This window comes from Synechococcus sp. UW106 (assembly GCF_900474015.1).
GTDB lineage: Bacteria > Cyanobacteriota > Cyanobacteriia > PCC-6307 > Cyanobiaceae > Parasynechococcus.
The window spans coordinates 99,793-116,414 of record NZ_UCNV01000003.1; the positions used below are offsets into that span (position 1 = coordinate 99,793).

14 protein-coding genes are annotated in these 16,622 nt (G+C 61.6%); 3 read left to right on the forward strand and 11 right to left on the reverse strand.

Annotation, left to right across the window (positions count from 1 at the left end):
- Nucleotides 1-64 precede the first annotated feature (64 nt).
- Entirely contained in the window at nt 65-751 is a 687-nt protein-coding gene (locus DXY30_RS01820; protein WP_115093140.1) for an SDR family oxidoreductase, read from the forward strand.
- Nucleotides 752-777: 26 nt separating this feature from the next.
- Here the strand turns inward: DXY30_RS01820 and DXY30_RS01825 are convergent, their stop codons facing one another.
- Genes DXY30_RS01825 through DXY30_RS01860 form a run of 8 tightly spaced genes read right to left on the reverse strand, consistent with a single transcriptional unit; the run spans nt 778 to nt 9,986 of the window.
- On the reverse strand, nt 778-1,629 hold the full coding sequence (locus tag DXY30_RS01825) for a sulfotransferase domain-containing protein (RefSeq protein WP_115093141.1): 852 nt from the start codon (nt 1,627-1,629) through the stop codon (nt 778-780).
- Complete coding sequence (locus DXY30_RS01830; RefSeq protein ID WP_115093142.1) at nt 1,613-2,389, reverse strand: sulfotransferase family protein; 777 nt, start codon at nt 2,387-2,389, stop codon at nt 1,613-1,615. Before DXY30_RS01830 ends, DXY30_RS01825 begins: the two co-directional genes overlap by 17 nt.
- Before the next feature lie 3 nt (nt 2,390-2,392).
- Nucleotides 2,393-3,310, reverse strand: coding sequence for a hypothetical protein (locus tag DXY30_RS01835; protein ID WP_115093143.1), 918 nt, complete (start codon nt 3,308-3,310; stop codon nt 2,393-2,395).
- Nucleotides 3,307-5,592, reverse strand: a complete 2,286-nt coding sequence (locus tag DXY30_RS01840; protein ID WP_170951107.1) for an N-acetylneuraminate synthase family protein — start codon at nt 5,590-5,592, stop codon at nt 3,307-3,309. The genes DXY30_RS01835 and DXY30_RS01840 overlap by 4 nt, the downstream gene beginning before the upstream one ends.
- Nucleotides 5,593-5,630: 38 nt before the next feature.
- A complete protein-coding gene (locus tag DXY30_RS01845; RefSeq protein WP_115093144.1) occupies nt 5,631-6,950 on the reverse strand; it encodes a DUF6716 putative glycosyltransferase in 1,320 nt (439 codons plus the stop codon).
- The gene (locus DXY30_RS01850) at nt 6,947-7,975 is read right to left on the reverse strand and encodes a DUF6716 putative glycosyltransferase (RefSeq protein WP_115093145.1); all 1,029 of its coding nucleotides are present in this window, start codon (nt 7,973-7,975) and stop codon (nt 6,947-6,949) included. The genes DXY30_RS01845 and DXY30_RS01850 overlap by 4 nt, the downstream gene beginning before the upstream one ends.
- Complete coding sequence (locus DXY30_RS01855) at nt 7,972-9,279, reverse strand: DUF6716 putative glycosyltransferase (RefSeq protein ID WP_115093294.1); 1,308 nt, start codon at nt 9,277-9,279, stop codon at nt 7,972-7,974. Before DXY30_RS01855 ends, DXY30_RS01850 begins: the two co-directional genes overlap by 4 nt.
- Nucleotides 9,280-9,305: 26 nt before the next feature.
- Entirely contained in the window at nt 9,306-9,986 is a 681-nt protein-coding gene (locus tag DXY30_RS01860) for a cytidylyltransferase domain-containing protein (RefSeq protein WP_115093146.1), read from the reverse strand.
- A gap of 32 nt (nt 9,987-10,018) precedes the next feature.
- On the opposite strand from DXY30_RS01860, the gene DXY30_RS01865 reads away from it, so the two are divergent.
- Together DXY30_RS01865 and DXY30_RS01870 are read left to right on the forward strand one after the other, a co-directional pair.
- Nucleotides 10,019-12,016 (forward strand): capsular polysaccharide biosynthesis protein, encoded by a 1,998-nt coding sequence (locus tag DXY30_RS01865; RefSeq protein WP_115093147.1) that lies wholly within the window; start codon nt 10,019-10,021, stop codon nt 12,014-12,016.
- Between the two features lie 40 nt (nt 12,017-12,056).
- Complete coding sequence (locus tag DXY30_RS01870) at nt 12,057-14,075, forward strand: capsular biosynthesis protein (RefSeq protein ID WP_115093148.1); 2,019 nt, start codon at nt 12,057-12,059, stop codon at nt 14,073-14,075.
- On the opposite strand, the gene DXY30_RS01875 is transcribed toward DXY30_RS01870, so the two are convergent.
- Genes DXY30_RS01875 through DXY30_RS01885 form a run of 3 tightly spaced genes read right to left on the reverse strand, consistent with a single transcriptional unit; the run spans nt 14,026 to nt 16,577 of the window.
- Nucleotides 14,026-15,306, reverse strand: a complete 1,281-nt coding sequence (locus DXY30_RS01875; protein ID WP_244281209.1) for a beta-ketoacyl-[acyl-carrier-protein] synthase family protein — start codon at nt 15,304-15,306, stop codon at nt 14,026-14,028. The genes DXY30_RS01870 and DXY30_RS01875 overlap by 50 nt on opposite strands.
- 2 nt (nt 15,307-15,308) lie before the next feature.
- Nucleotides 15,309-15,599, reverse strand: coding sequence for an acyl carrier protein (locus DXY30_RS01880; protein WP_244281210.1), 291 nt, complete (start codon nt 15,597-15,599; stop codon nt 15,309-15,311).
- Between the two features lie 39 nt (nt 15,600-15,638).
- Complete coding sequence (locus tag DXY30_RS01885; RefSeq protein WP_115093149.1) at nt 15,639-16,577, reverse strand: GNAT family N-acyltransferase; 939 nt, start codon at nt 16,575-16,577, stop codon at nt 15,639-15,641.
- Nucleotides 16,578-16,622 lie beyond the last annotated feature (45 nt).

A 16,622-nucleotide genomic window follows, 5' to 3' on the forward strand; every position in this document is an offset into this window, starting at 1 on the left:
TGATTCTGACTGGTCTGGTTTTGACGCTGGTCTGTTGACTGGTGGGGAGACGAGTTTGGATGGGATGACTCAACTGGCGGTGTCAGGCGCCTCTGGTAAAACCGGATGGCGGGTTGTCGACGAGGCGCTCAACCGGGGGCGATCGGTCAGAGCCATCGTTCGGCCCGCTTCCGTGCTGCCCCCTGCCCTTGCCCAAGCCGAGCAGGAGGGGCGCCTTGATGTGCGTCGGCTGGAGCTGGACACGGCGGAAGCACTGCTCCATGCGCTGCAGGGTTGTACTGAGTTGGTGATCGCCACCGGTGCTCGCCCTTCGATCAACCTGGCGGGCCCCTTGCAGGTGGATGCCTGGGGGGTGCAGGCCCAGCTGCAGGCCTGCTGCTCCCTGGGTTTGCAGCGTGTTGTGCTGGTGAGCTCTCTCTGTGCCGGCCGTTGGCTGCATCCCCTCAACCTGTTTGGCTTGATCCTGATTTGGAAGCGGGTTGGTGAGCGCTGCCTGGAACGGAGCGGTCTGGACTGGACCGTGATCCGGCCTGGAGGCCTCAGCGAAGACGACAGCCGCAGCACCACGGAGGGCGTGCTGGTGACGGAGGCGGATCAACAGCAGAGCAACAGCATTCCTCGGCGCCTCGTGGCCCAGGTGTGTCTAGACGTTCTGGAGCAGCCGCGTGCCTGTGGTCGCATCCTCGAAATCACCAGCTCGCCTGCCCAGCCTCAGCAGCCGCTTGGCCAGTGGCTGGATCAGCTCTATTGATCCGAGGATGGATTCAGTGGATTGATTTAGTCCCACTCCCATGTGGTGCTGGGCCGGCCTGTGCTGGCTAGGAACTGTTCGCTGTCGGGCCGAATGAAGGCAATCGTCTGCTGTTTGAGCTCGTCGTTCCAGCTGGGGGCAGCAACCTCGCGTCGCCCTTTGGATCCCGCTGGATTCATCAACGGCAGTTCGCCTTTTTCCAGCAGACTGGAGCAATCCGGGGTTGCACCAATGAAGCTCAGGATGCGTCGCAGGCTGGTTTGCGGGTGCGCGCTGAGTTCTTCGGTGGTGATGCTCAGCATCGACTGCTGCGGAAACCAGCGTCGGTAGCGCTGCCATTGCTGGTGATAGAGCGAGGCCTCCACAACGCGTTGCCTCAGGCGAGGCGAGCGGAGGAGTTGATCAAATGACGGGCAATTCTTGATGCGTCCGCGCCAGTGCCGCCAGTGGGATTCAATCCGTCGCAGGGGATGGCGCACCAGGTAGATCAGCGGAATGGGGCCGAGGTGGTGGTGGATCAGCTCCGGCGTTCTGGCGTAGGAGCCATAGGACGAGGTGTACATCGTGCTGGCTTCACCCCGCAGGGGCCGCCGCGGATCCGCCGCAAATTGATTCGCATACCACTTCCAGCCCCGCAGATAGTGCCGGCCGAAGAATTTCGGCTCCATCGACTTGCTGATCTGAATCTGGGGATGGCGTCGCAGCGCCGTAGCCAGACTTGTGGTGGCTGATTTGGCCGCTCCAATAATGATGAAGGTGGGCAACTGAGAGCGGTAGACCGCCGCTATTTGGTCGTGCCGTCCCTGCAGGCTGCGATTGATCTGATGCCTGCAACGCCAGGTGTCCAGCCAACCTGTCCGATCAGCGACGGAAGCCATGGGTCCTGAGCCAGTTCGACAGCTTCAATCCGGTACTGCGCAAGGGATTGATCGTCGGCAGGGGCGCATTTTGGATCAAGTGATCCACAGACACATCATTGTAAAAAAGGCGCACATCATCCCCATAAATGCGCATTGTTTTTTCGATCAGAGCATCACTGTTGAAGTGATTCTGCAGGCCGCTGCGATCACTGCGCCGCACATTCTTCTGAGGTAAAGACTCCATCACATCGATCCCACGTCGGGCCAGGATGTTGCGCAGTTCAGCCCAGTGTTCGTTGATCTGTTCAACGCGTCCCACAAACTTCGGCACGATCTGATTGCCGATGCAAAGCAATTGGTTCTGGGGCAAAACGTGAACGTCATAGTGCTTGAAGGGAGTCTCGATTAAGACATCGAGAAAAGCGTTAAACGACATGCCATGGGTGATTCCCATGTTCTGCATCGGCAGAGGTGGCTCCTCGATTTCGATCACTTTGTTGTTGTAAGCCGCGATCAGTCGATCGAACGGGTTGCGCACGAAGCTGAAGCTGAAATGGCTGCGCCGGTACTTGCGGGCACGGCGCAGTGTGATCAGCTCTGTTTCCTGATTGGTTTCGTGCTGCCAGAACTTGTCAGAGGTCGTTTTGGTGCCTTTGGGAGGCCTTTCGCTGAGCAAGCGGCATAGGGCCGCTTTGATCGAGGAATTTGCCGCCTTTGGTACCCGCCCATAGAGAAGGCTGTGGCGTTTCATCCGGATGAAGTGATGCGGTTGTGCCATGGATTAACGGCCTTTGGCGAAATTTTTTTCGAGGAATTTACGAAATAGCTTCCATTCGCTGCGGCTGAACAGTGGTCGCGCCTGGATCGCCAGTTCAATCCCCCGTTCGTTCAGCCCTGGATTGGTGGTTTTGTGCAGGTTGACGTTGTCCGTGTTCGCTTCCAGCTGCTGTTTGAGCTGGTCGGCTTGCTCGGGCAGGGCCTGCTTCAGCACATTCCACAAAAAGGTCTTGGGCTCATGAGGATCGCTGGATTGTTCATAGTTGATGCTCACGAAACTAAGGTCGCGTTTTCCACTCAGCTTTGAGAGGCTCCCCTCCAGGTGGTTGGGGTCGGTGTAAGAGAAATCGGCTGTTCGTCGGAACGTTTCGAAGTGGCTTGTTTCGGGAGTGTGTCGCCCTTCCTTGAGCAGCTGGGTATGGCATGAGCGGATAAACGCTTCATGGCTTCTGCTGGCAAACAGGATGGTCCACGCGATAGAACGTTCTTCAAGACTGTCTTCCAACCCGATCATCAAGCGTTTGGTGCGCGACTTGGCATAGCGATACAAGCCCGTCTTGTGTTCCTTATTGCGAGGTTTTCTGCGTGGGGGCTCCGCAAGGCCGCTGCGCAATGTGCCGAAAATGGCCTCGAAAGACAGAACAAGGGTGTGGATCGATTCTGGATGGTCCCCTGCCAGCTCAAGCAGAGTGGCTCTGGTCTGTGACCTCAGGCTTTTGGACGTTTTGCGATCCCAACGGCCCCATTGCAGGTGACGCCACAACTCGGAGCAACGCTTTTTGAAGGTCTTGGGTCCGAGATACAGCACCCCCTGCTCCAGTAGCAGCTCGCGGTTGGTTTGAAGGTTCCGCTGGATATAAGTGCTGCCCGTTTTATGCAGCCCGCAATGCAGAACAATCCGGCTCGGTTTGAGCTGAATCACGCGACCTGCCGTTGCGGGCTGGACTCAATACAGCCTTCCAGACGTTCGAGCGCGAGCCAGGCGCCTTCGCCGTTGTTTTTGTGGCCCTGCCAGATTTCGGGAATGAAGCTTGCCTTGGGGGCGAACTGGTCCATCAGGGCAAACAACTGGACCCAGTCGATTTCACCATCGTGGATCTGCAAGCCTTCACCATCGACGCCTTTCGCATCGGCCAGGTGCATGTGCGCAGTAAAAGGAAGGATCGCCTTGAGGAAGGTGCTGAAGGAGGCATTGAGGTGGGTGCAGGCGAGCTTGGAGTGGGACACATCCAGGCAGACGCGCATGCCCGTTTCTTGACAGAACTTTTGGATGAAGTCGGTGTCGACAAATAGGTTGTGATACCGCTGCCCACCGAAGTGCCAGGGGAAAGGAGGCATGGTCTGGGGAATGATCTCCACTTCGCCAGCTGTGTTGATCTGCTGAAGGCTGTCAATCAGGCGTTGCCGTAGCGGTTGCAACTCAGTGCGCTCGAGATGGTGGTGCTCTGAGAAGCCACCAACGTTGGTCACCAGAAGGACGGGATCGGGGCAGTCGAAGCGACGGCGTAGGTCACGGGAAATGTCGACCACGCGCTGGAGTTCCTCAATCGAGTGACGCCGATAGTCGTGATCAGCGCTGCAGAGGTCGAGGGTGTGATCGCCTGCAAAGAGTTCAGGGGCGTGCACCACCAGGCCGAGCTGTTGTTGTGTCGGCAGCACCTGATCAAGGTTGATCTCGAGGTCCTTGTAGCTGAGGTGGATTTCAACGAGGTCGAGATTGCTGGTGGCTGAAAAACTCTCAATGTCGTGATACCTAACCGGAACACCGAAGTGATGTTGGAAGCGGTACGCGCGCGGGGCAGCTGCCGGGGTCTCGAGGTCTGAGGGGAAGAAGAAGTCCCCGGAGGTTTTGCTCACCGGCAACGTCTTCCCAATCAGATCCTCCAGACGGTTGGGCTGCAGCCCCTGCCCCGGGCTTTGGATGCCGACCATCGTTTCGGTGATCTCCATGCCGGCGGGGATGTCGCAGGTCGCGACCAGGCTCTTGGCGAGTACCTCGCGGTTCATCATTTCGCCCTGGCTGATGCTGCGTTCGCCGCTGCTGCCCATCGATTCCTCCACCCGGCGGATGCCGTGGATCATCTGGGCGAATTCATCGGGCAGCAGGCTCACCTTGTGATCGTTGCCTTCCATGGAGCGATCGAGGGTGATGTGTTTCTCAATCACCACGGCGCCAAGGGCGGCGGCGGCAATGGGCACTTCGATGCCCCGCTCATGGCCGGAATAGCCCACGGGAGCCTCGGCCAGGTCACGCAAACGCTCGAGGTAGCGCAGGTTGACGTCCTTGAATGGGGTCGGATAGGTGGAATTGCAGTGGAGCAGCACGTACCCGGCCCCCTCATTTTGGAGATGACGGATGCCGGAGCGGATCTCCACCTCGGAAGCCATGCCGGTGGAGCAGATCAGGGGCTTGCCTGTGGCCGCAAGGCTGGAGAGCAGGGCGTGGTTGGTGAAATCTGCCGACGCCACCTTGAAGCCTTCCATCCCCCAGCGGTTGAGCTTGTCGAGGCTGGTTTCATCCCATGGGGTGCAGAGGGGTACCAGCCCCTTGCTGGCGGCGTGATCAAAGCAGCGGAACAGCTCATCGTCGCTGAGCTGAAAGCGCGCCAGCAGATCCAGGGTGTATTGGGTGCCCAGATCCGAGGCCATGTCGTTGCTGTCTCCCGCATTGCGGTAGAGCCGACTCATGTCCCGCATCTGGAACTTGGCGCAGTCCGCTCCCGCTGCGTGGGCTGCATCGATGAGTTGGAGAGCGGTGACGAGATCGCCGTTGTGGTTGTTGCCGATTTCGGCGATCAGGAAGCAAGGGGCGGCATCGCCGATGCGATGGGAGCCAATTTGGAGCCCATCGGTGGCACGTCGGGCCACCGCGACAATGCGGCCATGGCTGTCCAGCAGGGGCAGCGCGATGATGCGTGAGTTGAGTAAAGCGCTCAGATCACCTGCGCTGGTGCCCTCGGCAGCCGAGCGGCAGTTGGCGTTCATGGCGGCGGTGACCGGCCGGTTCAGGTCGATCTCGCCGCAACCGGCAATCCAGCGGCGGAAGTCGCCATCAGTGAGGACACCCTGGAGGATGCCGCTTTCAGAGACAACAAAGATCAGGCGTGACTGGTTGGCCGTGATCTTGCTCAGCGCCGACAGGATGCTGTCTTCCGCGAAGACAACAAACTGGGTGAAATTTCGCTCAATCAGGATGCCTCTCACCGTGCTGTCGGCCACCTGGGTTGAGTTAGTCGTCGAACTTACTTCAGATCTCTGTAGGAGATCACTAGTGCGATCTGCCGCAGCAGTGCGTTGGGCTGGCGGACAGCCCAATATCGACGGGCGACGCCGCGGTGGAGCGGGCGCATCAGGGCCGCCTGGCACAGCAGCTCCTGAGCACTGCTCCAGTCGCCAGTGGCGATGGCGGCTTCCGCTCCCAACCGCAGTTGGTTGAAGCTGGACTGGGCATTGCCCGGGTAGCCGATCGTGCTGGGGAGGAATTGCGGTGGCTGGCCTTTCTGCTCCTGCAGGGCCTGGAGCAGGGCGGAGGGGCTGAATTGCTGCCCGTAGCCCATCCACTCCAGCCAGCGCGGATCCGGGGATGGCCCTTCGGCATCAAGGGAATCCAGGTTGGGGATGGCTTCCAGGGAGCGCCACACCCCGCTGCCCGCATAAACGTGGCCTCCGTAGTTCGGTTGCAGGCCCAGATCGCTAATGGCAATCGTCCGGCAGCCGAAGTCGAGGGCGTCGAAAAAAGCTGTCGAGGAAAGGGTGGCCAGCAGCCTGGCTTGCTTCAGCAACACCGGCAGCGGGCGATAGTCCAGCCGCAGATTTGCGGGAGGCACCCCTAGGGTCTGCTGCAGGGTCGTGCTGATGTGGGTTTCGACGTCATGAAAGGTGGCGTCTCCCGGCGCGATTCGGGGTTTGATCAGCACCTCCCAGTTAGGAGAACGGATAGCAAGATCGCTGAGCAGCCGCACCAGCCGGGCCCGTTCGGGGGGCGATGCGGGCATGATCACTTGCTCGGCAAACACCAGGCGCCGCGGACGCTGGGCGACAGGAACCAGGTCTGAGCTGGGGGCGTTGCGCCGCAGACCGGTGAGCACGGTGCGCTGATGTGTAAATGGGGTCCCCTCCACCAGCTGGGCCAGGGCCTCCTGATCTCGCGGTCCGCTGAGGCAGATCAGGTCGTAGCCAAGCCGCCAGCTCACCCCTTCGATGAAGTGGTCCAGCACCACGCCGTTGAAACCACAGAACAGCAAGGGGCGTTTGGGATGCCGTTGCAGGGCAAGACGGATGTCATTGAGCTTGCTGCCCGTCAAGAACACGCCGATGGCATCAAAGCTCTGCAGACGCTGATCGCTCAGCAGCCGAGCCAGGCCCTGATGGCGCAGGGTGATGTGCTGACCGAGGCGTTGCAACAACCCCTGGGGTGTTCCATCCCGTGGAATCACGTTGAGGGTCCAGTGCACGTTCAGCGCGGTCGGAGCGCCGCAGAGGGCCTCGCAGGCCAGCAGTTGGCTGTCACTGTCAGCGATCAACAGCACGTTGAGCGTGGGCCGTGTCGGTGTCGCTGTCATCTCACGTCCCGGCGGGTAAGCTCGCTCAGGGCTTCGATCAGGCGCTTCGGTCCGTCTTTGATGTCAGCGCCCATGCCATCGAGCCAGGTTCGGTTCGCCGTTGGCAGCGCGTTCACGGCATCGAGGTTGGGGATGCTGCGCAGGCGATGCATGGCACCGCAGCCGAAGAAGCCCGTCGTGTTTTGTTCATCATGGATGCCGTAGTCGCCCACGATGATTGGGATGCGGCCCCAATCCATCGCCGCCAGGCTCCAAGGGGAACTCACCGTTAGGCAGGCGGTGCAGGATCCCAGCAGTGGCAGTAGCTGGCCTGGTGAGGCTTCCACCAGGTTCTCGGCGAGGGGCGCGTCGCCTGGCATTAGCGCCGTCGTCGAGCTCCAGCTGTGGTCGCGTTGCAAGATCACGGTCCATTTCGGCCGTTGCCGCGCCCAGGTGTTGAGTTGGCGCAGCAGTTGATCGCGGGCTCCAATGTGGGTGGGGATCCTCTCTTGGATCAATGCGAGCAGCAGGGGCTGCTGGGCTGGAGCGCAGGGTGTGGTCTGGGGAAACCAGAAGCCCGTGCTGATCACGGGCGGCGTCGGCAGGCTGGCGGGCCAGTTGAAGGTGAGTGATCGAAGTTGACGGCGCTGGTGTTCGCCGCTCACCAGAAGAAGATCACAGCCCATGCGCAGCGTGAGATCGCGGATCAGGGCATCGCCCACCAAGGGCACGAGGGGGCCGCTGAATAGCTTCGCCGCGCGCCGACCGCGCGCATTGCAGAGGCCTTGATAGGTCTCGATGAAGTGCTGAACCTGCTCTGGCTTCTCCAGGAACAAGCCAATGGCTGAGACCTGATCCAACAGAGGGTGTGCGGGCAGATGCTGCAGATCGATGTTCAGCTGCTGTGCAGGTGTGGCCAGGGGCTGGTGTCCATGAAGTTTTGGCCCAGCCGTGATGCAGCGCTGACCCTGGTGTTCAAGCGCCTCTGCCATCAGCAAGCAGGCGGAACGCTCCAGCCCTCCGTCGCTGATCAGCAGAAGGGTCATCGTTCCCGCAGCAGTTTCGACAGCCAGCCGAACCCCACCACGCTGTCCCGCAGGCTGCGCAGCATGCGCCGGGTGCGGTGCCGTTTGCGCTGGCTGGAGCGGGCGCCACCACTGCTCAGCATCCTTCGGCCCCCGTTGCGCAAGGCGGCCTTCTGCCAGTCACTGCTGCCCCAGCTCAGGGGACCATGGTTTGAGGTTCCAAGGGGTGTGGTCGGTCTGTTCAGTCGGTCGACCAAGGCCGTGATGAAGCGATCCTCACCGTCCCGCTGCAGGCCTTGCTGCTCGAGCCATTGAGCGTCATGGGTGACGTCGAAGGGGTTGGCCTTGATCGCAGCGAAGCTGGCAATGGCGCCCGAACTGGCGAAGAAGTGGTTGCCGAGGGTTTCGGTCACGCCCAGATCACCAACGATGCGTGTGCTGATCCCCATCGCCATCGATTCCATGGCGGCCGTCGAGGAGACGGTGATGGCGCAACCGCACTGGCGCAGCAGTCGGGTCGCGGGCTTGAAACTGAGGCGAAGATTCGGCTGATCGCGCGTCATCTTGTCGATCACACTCGCCATCTCCCCATGGCGCCGGTGCAGGGTGCTCTCGATGCTCGACGTTCGCGGTTTGAAGATCACGGGGTGATCGGGCCAGGCCGCGGCTAGCTCTTTGATCTGCTCACAAAGGAACCGGCGCTGTAGGGGATGCACCGGAATCGAGGGCTGTTCGAAGAACACGATCGAGGGGGTTTCCGGGGCTGATGTGCGCGGTTTTGTATGCCAAAGAATCGGCAGGCCCGTCACCACGGCATTGCTGCTGTCGAGGCCGAGGGCCTTGCGACCTCGCCCATAAAGGGCCAGGTCGTCAGCACTGTTGAGACAGAGCAAGTCGGCGCCCGACCGATCCATCATCCCTTCGAGACCAAACCGGAACAGGATTCCCGGGTAAGCGCTGATGAGGCGTGGCCGTTGCTCTTGATGCGCCCAAATGTTCTGGAGTTGCAGCAGAGCATCGCGGCTGCGCTGGCCATCCAGACCCAAGATCAATCCATCCACGTCCCCAGCCATGGCGCCACAGAGCTGGCGCAGATCGTTCCAGTTGTGTTTTTCAATGCGGATCTTGGGATCGATCCGCCGAATTTCGAGGCGCTGCCGCCTGGACAGGGCCCGGTTGTTCAGCTGCAGGAGCAAAAGGGTGGTCTCAGCTCCCTCCCGCCGGCAGGCAGCCAGCATGGTCATCGCCAGCTTCCCGAAGGAGTCGAAGCAGGCAACGGCTGTGACCTTGCGGCCGAGGAGGCGCTTGGATTCTGCGGGCGCCATCGACTCCGACACTTTGCCGAGCAAAATTACTCGGCTTTCTGTGCCGCGATGCTGCGGCATAGGGCCAGATCGTCGGGCGTGTCGATTTCTGGCCCCACCTGCTCCAGCACCACCGGGATTGACGGACGGCAAAAGCGGCTGCCGCAGCGCCGGAAGTCGGCGACGCGCATGGCGTAGATCGCACCGGTTTCCAGAAAAGCTGGTTCCAGGTCCTGGCGGCGTTGGCGGGGTTGCTCAGGGTCGTGGTTAATGCCCCGCCCATCGGCGCGCCAGAGGAAGCCATGCCATGGGGTGACGGCGAAGCTGCTGTTGCAGCGTTCTGGGCTCAAGGCAGTCAGCACCGCATCGATTTGCGCCCCAGTTGTGAACGGGGAGGTGCATTGCAGGAAAACCAGCTCGGTTTCCAAGGGACCCTCCTGTTCCAGGACGTCGAGAGCATGCAACAGCGCCGATTCCGAACTGGCCGTGTCGCCAGCGATGACTGCGGGGCGCCGAATGACACCCGCGCCCTCGACTTCGGCGGCTGCCGCGATGGCGTCATCGTCGGTGCTCACCACCACCCGGCCAACGCCATGGCTGGCCTGGGCAGCACGAATGCTGCGGCAAATCAGAGACACACCGCCCACCTTTTGTAGGTTCTTGCCCGGAATTCCCTTCGATCCACCCCGTGCGGGGATCAAGGCCAGCGCACCACGGGGGACTGCCATCGGTGAGGATTCAGTGCGTCCTGTCTTACCCGATGACCAGGCCTGCTGCTCTGCGGCTCGGTGTTCCTGCCCGGGGCATGCTTGCGCACCGCTCACTGCCGCAGCTGATGGCGCCGGATCGTTTGGTGCCGGGCCGTCGCCGTGATGTAGACGTGCTGCTGGCCTGGGGGCGGCGGCCCAGTGCGCTGCGGGTAGAGCACCTCGCCCGCCGTTGGGGCCTACCGGTGTGGCATCTCGAGGACGGTCTGCTGCGTTCCGTGGCCAAGGGCCGGGCTCACCCACCGCTTGGTCTGCTGGTGGATGAGCTGGGGGTGCACTTCGATGCAACGGCCCCCAGCCGAATGGAGCAGTTGATCGCGGCGCCGATTACCGGGGCTGAGGCCGATCGTTCCCGCGCACTGCAGAGGCTCTGGCGCGAGCAGCGGCTCAGCAAGGTGAACCCTCCCGTGGAGGCGGAAGCTCCCCAGGAGCCCTATGTGCTGGTGGTGGATCAATCCGCCGGGGATCGATCGATCGCTCTCGGACTGGCCGATGCCAATTGTTTTCAGCGGATGCTTCAGGCCGCTTTGGTCGAACATCCTGACTGCACGGTGGTGCTGAAGGTGCATCCGGATGTGATCTCCGGCCGCGCCCGGGGTCATTTCAATGCCCGGGATCTGGCCCAGCCCCGCGTTCGCTTGAGTGCGGATGGTGGCCATCCCGCGCAGCTGCTCGAGGGGGCTCGGGCGGTGTATGTGGTCACCTCCCAGATGGGATTTGAGGCTTTGCTGTGGGGGCGCCCTGTTCACTGCTTCGGCATGCCCTTCTATGCCGGATGGGGGCTGACCCATGACCGATGTGAAGCCCCGGCCCGGCGACGCCAGGGAGCCAGCCTGGAGGCCCTGGTGCATGCCGCACTGGTAGGTGCCTGCCGCTGCATCGACCCCCACCGGCATCAGCCCTGCAGCATCGAAACCTTGATGGATGCGATTGGTTTACAGCGGCGCCTGCAGAGGCAACAGCCGCGGCGATGTGTGGTCTTCGGCTTCACGCCCTGGAAACAGCGCAGTTTGCGTCGTTTCATGGCGGGCGGTCAGCTGCGGTTTCGCGCTCCATGGCGGCGGATTCCGCAGGGCGTTGATGCTGTGGTGGTCTGGGGCCGCCGCGCCAGGCCGCGGCTGCTCGAGGCCGCTGCGCGTCGGCAGCTGCCTGTGCTGCAGGTGGAAGACGGTTTTCTCCGCTCGGTCGGACTGGGGGCTGATCTGGTGGATCCGGTGTCCTGGGTGGTGGATCACCAGGGCGTTTATTACGACGCCACCAGACCCAGCGATCTGGAAACACACCTGGCAACGGGGGAGTGGACCTCTGCACAACGGCAGAGGGCTTCAGCATTGCGTCAGCGGTTGGTGGAGGAGGCGATCACCAAATACAACCTCCAGGCCGAGCCTTGGCTTCGTCCTGCTGGTCAGCGCCGGGTTGTGCTGGTGATCGGACAGGTGGAAAGCGATGCGTCAATCCGCTATGGCGCCCCTGGCCTGCGCAGTAACCGTGCCTTGCTGGCGGCGGTGCGGGCGGCGGAGCCGGAGGCTTATCTCGTTTACAAACCGCATCCGGATGTTGTGGCCGGCCTCTGCCGTGCCGGTGCTGGCGAGGAAGATGCCGCCGAGCTCTGTGATGTTGTGCTGCCGCAGGGCTCGATTCAGCAGCTTTTCACTCAGATCGATGCTCTGCACGTGCTCACATCGCTGGCGGGGTTTGAGGCGTTGCTGCGCGGCCTGGAGGTGCATTGCTGGGGCTTGCCGTTTTATGCCGGCTGGGGACTCACCCACGACCGCGAGCATTGCGGCCGCCGTCAGCGGCCCTTGTCCCTGGACGAGCTGGTTCATGCCGCACTGATCGACTATCCCCTCTATGTCAGCCGCGACAGCGGCTGGTTCATTACGCCGGAGCAGGCCATCGACGAACTGGTGGCCTGGCGCGCCGCTCCACCGCAGCGGCGCACGCTTGTGCAGGCCCTGTTCCGCCACTGGGGCCGGATCCGGCGCCGTTGAGGCGTGTCAGGATTTTGCTCATTCATGGGCGGGATGCAGTTTGGCCAGGGGACGGGCGCCAGCTCTAGTGCAGGTGCGGATCGACGGACCGGTTCTGCTGTTGATGGGCCCCATCGGTCTGTTCTTCGCTCGCTTCTGTCGCTACCTGCAGGGGTGCGGCATTCCTGTCACCAAGGTGGCGTTCCCCCTGCGGGAATTTGGCTTCCCGGCCGATGTCTGTGTGCCGTATGGCAAGGGAATGGAGTCGTGGCGGCCCTTCCTTCGCCGGCTGATCGAAGAGCGGGGAATACGCCACATCTTTATGTATGGCGACTTCATCATTCCCCACCGGATCGCGATTGAAGAGGCGCAGAACCTCGGCATTGAGGCCTGGGTGTTTGAGCTGGGTTACCTGCGCCCGAACTACGTGACCCTGGAACGGGACCGGGTGAATGCTCGCTCCAACCTCAACCAGCCAGCAGCCTTCTATAGGGCGTTGCCCCAGTGCGACCAGCTGCCGCAAAACATCGTGCTGGATCCGGGCTGGCGCTGGCGCAAGGCTTGGAAGGCTCCGACATTTATTCAGCACGCCTTTACCCGCTACCCGATTATTGAGGGGGAGCACAAGCTTCAGCCCTCACCAGGGTTCCTCTGGTGTCAGGTGCGCGGCACCTGGCGTTATTGGCTTTATCGCTGGCAAGAACGATCGGTGAAGCAGCGGTTGCTAGAACACCTCTCTTTTTTCCTTGCTGTTCTGCAGGTCTCGAGTGATTCGCAGATTCAGATGGGGTCGCCTTATCGCGGCATGCATGACTTCATTGAAGATGTCATCCGCTCTTTCGCCGGTCATGCTCACGCTTCCGACCATCTGGCCTTCAAGCACCATCCTCGGGATCGGGGCTACAACAACTACGCATCTCTGATCCGGCTTCTCGCCAAGCAATACGGCGTCTCGGGCCGGGTCCATTACATCCACGATGGCCCCCTCAGCCGATACCTGCGGACTTGCCGTGGGGTGATCACGGTGAACAGCACCGTGGGTCTGCAGGCTTTGTTCCATGCGGTGCCCACCAAAACGATGGGGAACACCTTCTACAACTTGGAGGGTCTGACGGATCAGAAACCGCTCAATGCGTTTTGGTGTGACCCGCAGCCCAGTGATCGAGCTCTGTTTTATCGCTTCTACAACCATTTGGTGCTCACCACGCAGGTGAATGGAAATTTCGATGGAGATTTCCCCTTCCGCACCACGTTCCCGATCGGTCCGGAAGCCCGTAAGCTCCCCCCCAGCCCCAGACTTCCGATCCCGAAATCAGGGACGCTCAGTAACCCCGTGCTGTTGCTAGGGCGACTCATGGCACGGCTGGCTTGGGCCGCTCTGGGTTTCACGCTTTACGGCTTGCAGCTTCCGGCCATGCTGCTGCGACGACCGGACTGGGCAGCAGCCTTGATGACTCTGGCGTCCTCTGTGGCTCTTCGGGCCCTGGGCATTCAGGTGGTGGTGGATGACAGCCAACCCTCGGAACCGGCCGACATCCCCTTGGTGCATATCTTTAATCACCGCAGTCCCTGTGATGGCCTTGTGACTCAAGGGGTTTTGCGCTTGCCGGGGTTGACCACCGCGCAGCTGCACCTGCGCTGGGTGCTGCCCGGTTATGCCGCTGCCGCGCGCAACGCAGGCTCGGCTGTTTTGGACCATCGCCAGCCCCAGTCTCGCCTCGCCGGGATGATGAGTGCCTCAACCTTGCTGAGGGATCACGGCGAAATCATGATTGCCCCCAACGGCTCTCTTGTGACGCCGATTGAGGAGCGGGTGTCGCCGAGTGCTTTCATGCTTGCCCAGCATTACGGCGGCCGGGTGGTGCCGTGGTTCTTTAGCTACGACGGATTGGAGGGGGCCGTCGGCGCGCGCTACAAACCGCTGCAGCTGTTGCTGGGTCGTTTAACAGCGCCATTGGGCACGATTTACTGCCGCCGTGGGCGGGCGGATGATCTCCAGCTGCCCGCGGACCCCCGTGACCGGGAGGGTTTCAGCGCTGCTGTTCAGCAGTATTACCGGGAGCAGACAGCACAAGGCTGATGTTGTGACCGCCGAAGCCAAAGGCGTTCTTGAGCATCAGTCGTTCGGCACCTGAGCCAGAAAGCTCGACTGGCCCTTGGCTGGTCACGGCGAGCTCCACTTCAGGGTCGAGAGGATCGGAATTGATGCTGCGGGGCAACGTCCCCTGCCGAAGCGCTTGCAATCCAAGTATTGCTTCGAGGGCTCCCGCGGCTCCAAGCAGATGCCCCAGCTGCCCCTTGGGTGCAAAGACCGGGATGTGATCGGCGGCAGAGCCCAGGCTGCGCCGCAGCGCCCTTGCTTCGGCGAGGTCTCCAAGGCTGGTGCCGGTGGCATGGGCCTGGATGGCGCAGAGATCCCCAGGCTCAACTCCAGCCCGACGTAGGGCATCCTCGATCGCCAGGCTGGCCTGGGTGCCCTGAGGTTCAGGAGCCACGATGTGATGGCCGTCACTACTGCTGCCGCAGGCTAGTTGCCAACCCAGGGCAGCACCGCACGGGGTGTCTTCCTCCCGCATCATCGCCAGCACTCCGGCACCCTCTGAGAGCACAAAACCGTCCCGGTCTTTGCTGTAGGGCCGAGAGGCCTGCTCAGGGGCATCATTACGGGAGGAAAGGGCCCGCATCGCGGAGAAGCCCACGAGCCCCAGTCGGTTCACCGGTGCTTCGGTGCCGCCGGCCAGGACGAGATCGGCCCGCCCATCATTGAGCAGCATCTGGGCCAGCATCATGGCCTCAGCCCCCGATGCGCAGGCCGAAACGGGGGTGTGCGCACCACCATGCAGGCCCAGGTCGATTGCGACTTGGCCGGCCGCTGCGTCGGGGATCAACATCGGCACGGTGAGGGGATTGACCCGGCTCGGTCCTCCGGCGGTCAGCTGGGTGTGCTGTTCATGCATTGTGTGGAGCCCTCCGATGCCGGTGCCCAGCACCACAGCCACGCGCGCAGGGTCAATGCCTCCGATGGCTGCGGTGGCCATGGCCCAGGCCTCCCGGGCGGCAAGAAGTCCCAGCTGGGCGCAGCGATCGGAGCGGCGCAGCAGGAGCGGCTCCAGGGACGCTGTCGCGGCCTCGGGCACGCAGCCCGAAATGCGCACCGGCAGATCGTCGCTCCAGGTTGCGGTTAGGGCGCGGATGCCGGAGCGCTCTGCTAAGACGCCATCCCAAGTTGATCCTGCGTCACAGCCAAGGGGTGAGACTGATCCCCAGCCCACGATCGAAACACGCTGGGAGAGCTGTTGAAGCACTGCCACGGTTAGGCGGTTTTCGAGCTGGTCAGATCGATGTCGAGAGATTCCAGATGGCTCTGGATATCGCCAACTGTCTTGAATTGCAGCAGCTGCTCCTCTTGGATGCGAATACCGAAACAGGTGTCGGCCTCGATCAAAATTTCGTAGAACCCCAAGGAGTCGATCCCGATGTCCTCCATCAAGCGCGCATCACGTGTGATGACAGACGGATCTGCGCCGGAAATGCGATGCAGGATCTCGACAAGGCGTACCTCCAGCTGTTGCTTATTGGAGATTCCCTCTGTCAACACCCGCACCCTTTTGATCAAGTCAAAGTACCAGCGTCGCTTCGTTCATCACTCGCCCCGGTACCAGCTGAATTGCTGGTAGACGGGTTGGTGGTCAACGTCGATGAAGAAAGACAGGCGATCTTTCGGCAGCTGAGAAAGGTCGGCGGCCATCAGGATTTCAGTGATCTGATTGAAATCCCTCGCCAGAGATAGGTCACAGACCTTGGCTCCCATCAGATTGAAGTATTGACGCAAGAGAACCGGCAGCCGGAAGTCGTCGCTGTGTTCTTCTCGGATCGCTACTTCCAGGGCCTGAACATTGCCGATCGGGTGGATGCTGTCATCGGGCTGGATTTCGTTGATCGGGTGACGCGGAGGGGGCAGCACCGGACTGATCCTGCGGTACGGAGGCCGCATCAATGCAGTGAGAAAGGCTGTATTAATGGCATCGCTGTGGGCGAAGTGGTTGTAAGAGACCAATCCATGCAGGATGCTGAACCTCGAGTGAGCTGCGATTAGGAGCCCTCCGCGGAAGAGGGCCATTAGGGAATGCGGTTGGCGTTGAAAGCGCTGGGCTAACGCCACCCTGCCAATTTCCACATGGTGGGTTTGCCCCGCAAGCATCGCTTTGATGCCGGGGTAGACATGCTCCAAGTAGGACTGCTGGCTGCCGGGAAGGTCCTCAGCTGCTGTGTACTGAGGAATGAACTGCAGCCTGGCGGAGCCCGCCAGGGCACTGCTGCCGGCCTCCAGCAGGATTAAGTGGTCGTAGGCCGCGTCACGGCCGTCGAGGTCTCTCGTGCTGCCGGAGCCGGAAAGCTGCTGGCGGTAGGTGGATTCCCTCAGGGTGCCGACGGCATCGGCGACGGCCTCAAATTTTGATCCAGGGATGAGATGCAGCTCTAGGCCGTCGAGCCGGAACAGAAGGCTGCTGGCTTGGTTGGTTTCGCTCCAGCCTTGAGGAAGCAGGACGTCATCCTGCGCTGCTGGTCCGGTCTTCGTCATGGGCCATATGCCTGAATCGCATTATGCGGGAAGATTGGCGTCAAA

Excerpts from the sequence above, each read along its gene's own strand:
- DXY30_RS01820 (WP_115093140.1), top strand. The coding sequence starts at position 65 with ATGACTCAACTGGCGGTGTCAGGCGCCTCTGGTAAAACCGGATGGCGG.
- DXY30_RS01825 (WP_115093141.1), bottom strand. The coding sequence starts at position 1,629 with ATGGCTTCCGTCGCTGATCGGACAGGTTGGCTGGACACCTGGCGTTGC.
- DXY30_RS01830 (WP_115093142.1), bottom strand. The coding sequence starts at position 2,389 with ATGGCACAACCGCATCACTTCATCCGGATGAAACGCCACAGCCTTCTC.
- DXY30_RS01845 (WP_115093144.1), bottom strand. The coding sequence starts at position 6,950 with ATGACAGCGACACCGACACGGCCCACGCTCAACGTGCTGTTGATCGCT.
- DXY30_RS01850 (WP_115093145.1), bottom strand. The coding sequence starts at position 7,975 with ATGACCCTTCTGCTGATCAGCGACGGAGGGCTGGAGCGTTCCGCCTGC.
- DXY30_RS01855 (WP_115093294.1), bottom strand. The coding sequence starts at position 9,279 with ATGGCGCCCGCAGAATCCAAGCGCCTCCTCGGCCGCAAGGTCACAGCC.
- DXY30_RS01860 (WP_115093146.1), bottom strand. The coding sequence starts at position 9,986 with ATGGCAGTCCCCCGTGGTGCGCTGGCCTTGATCCCCGCACGGGGTGGA.
- DXY30_RS01865 (WP_115093147.1), top strand. The coding sequence starts at position 10,019 with ATGACCAGGCCTGCTGCTCTGCGGCTCGGTGTTCCTGCCCGGGGCATG.
- DXY30_RS01885 (WP_115093149.1), bottom strand. The coding sequence starts at position 16,577 with ATGACGAAGACCGGACCAGCAGCGCAGGATGACGTCCTGCTTCCTCAA.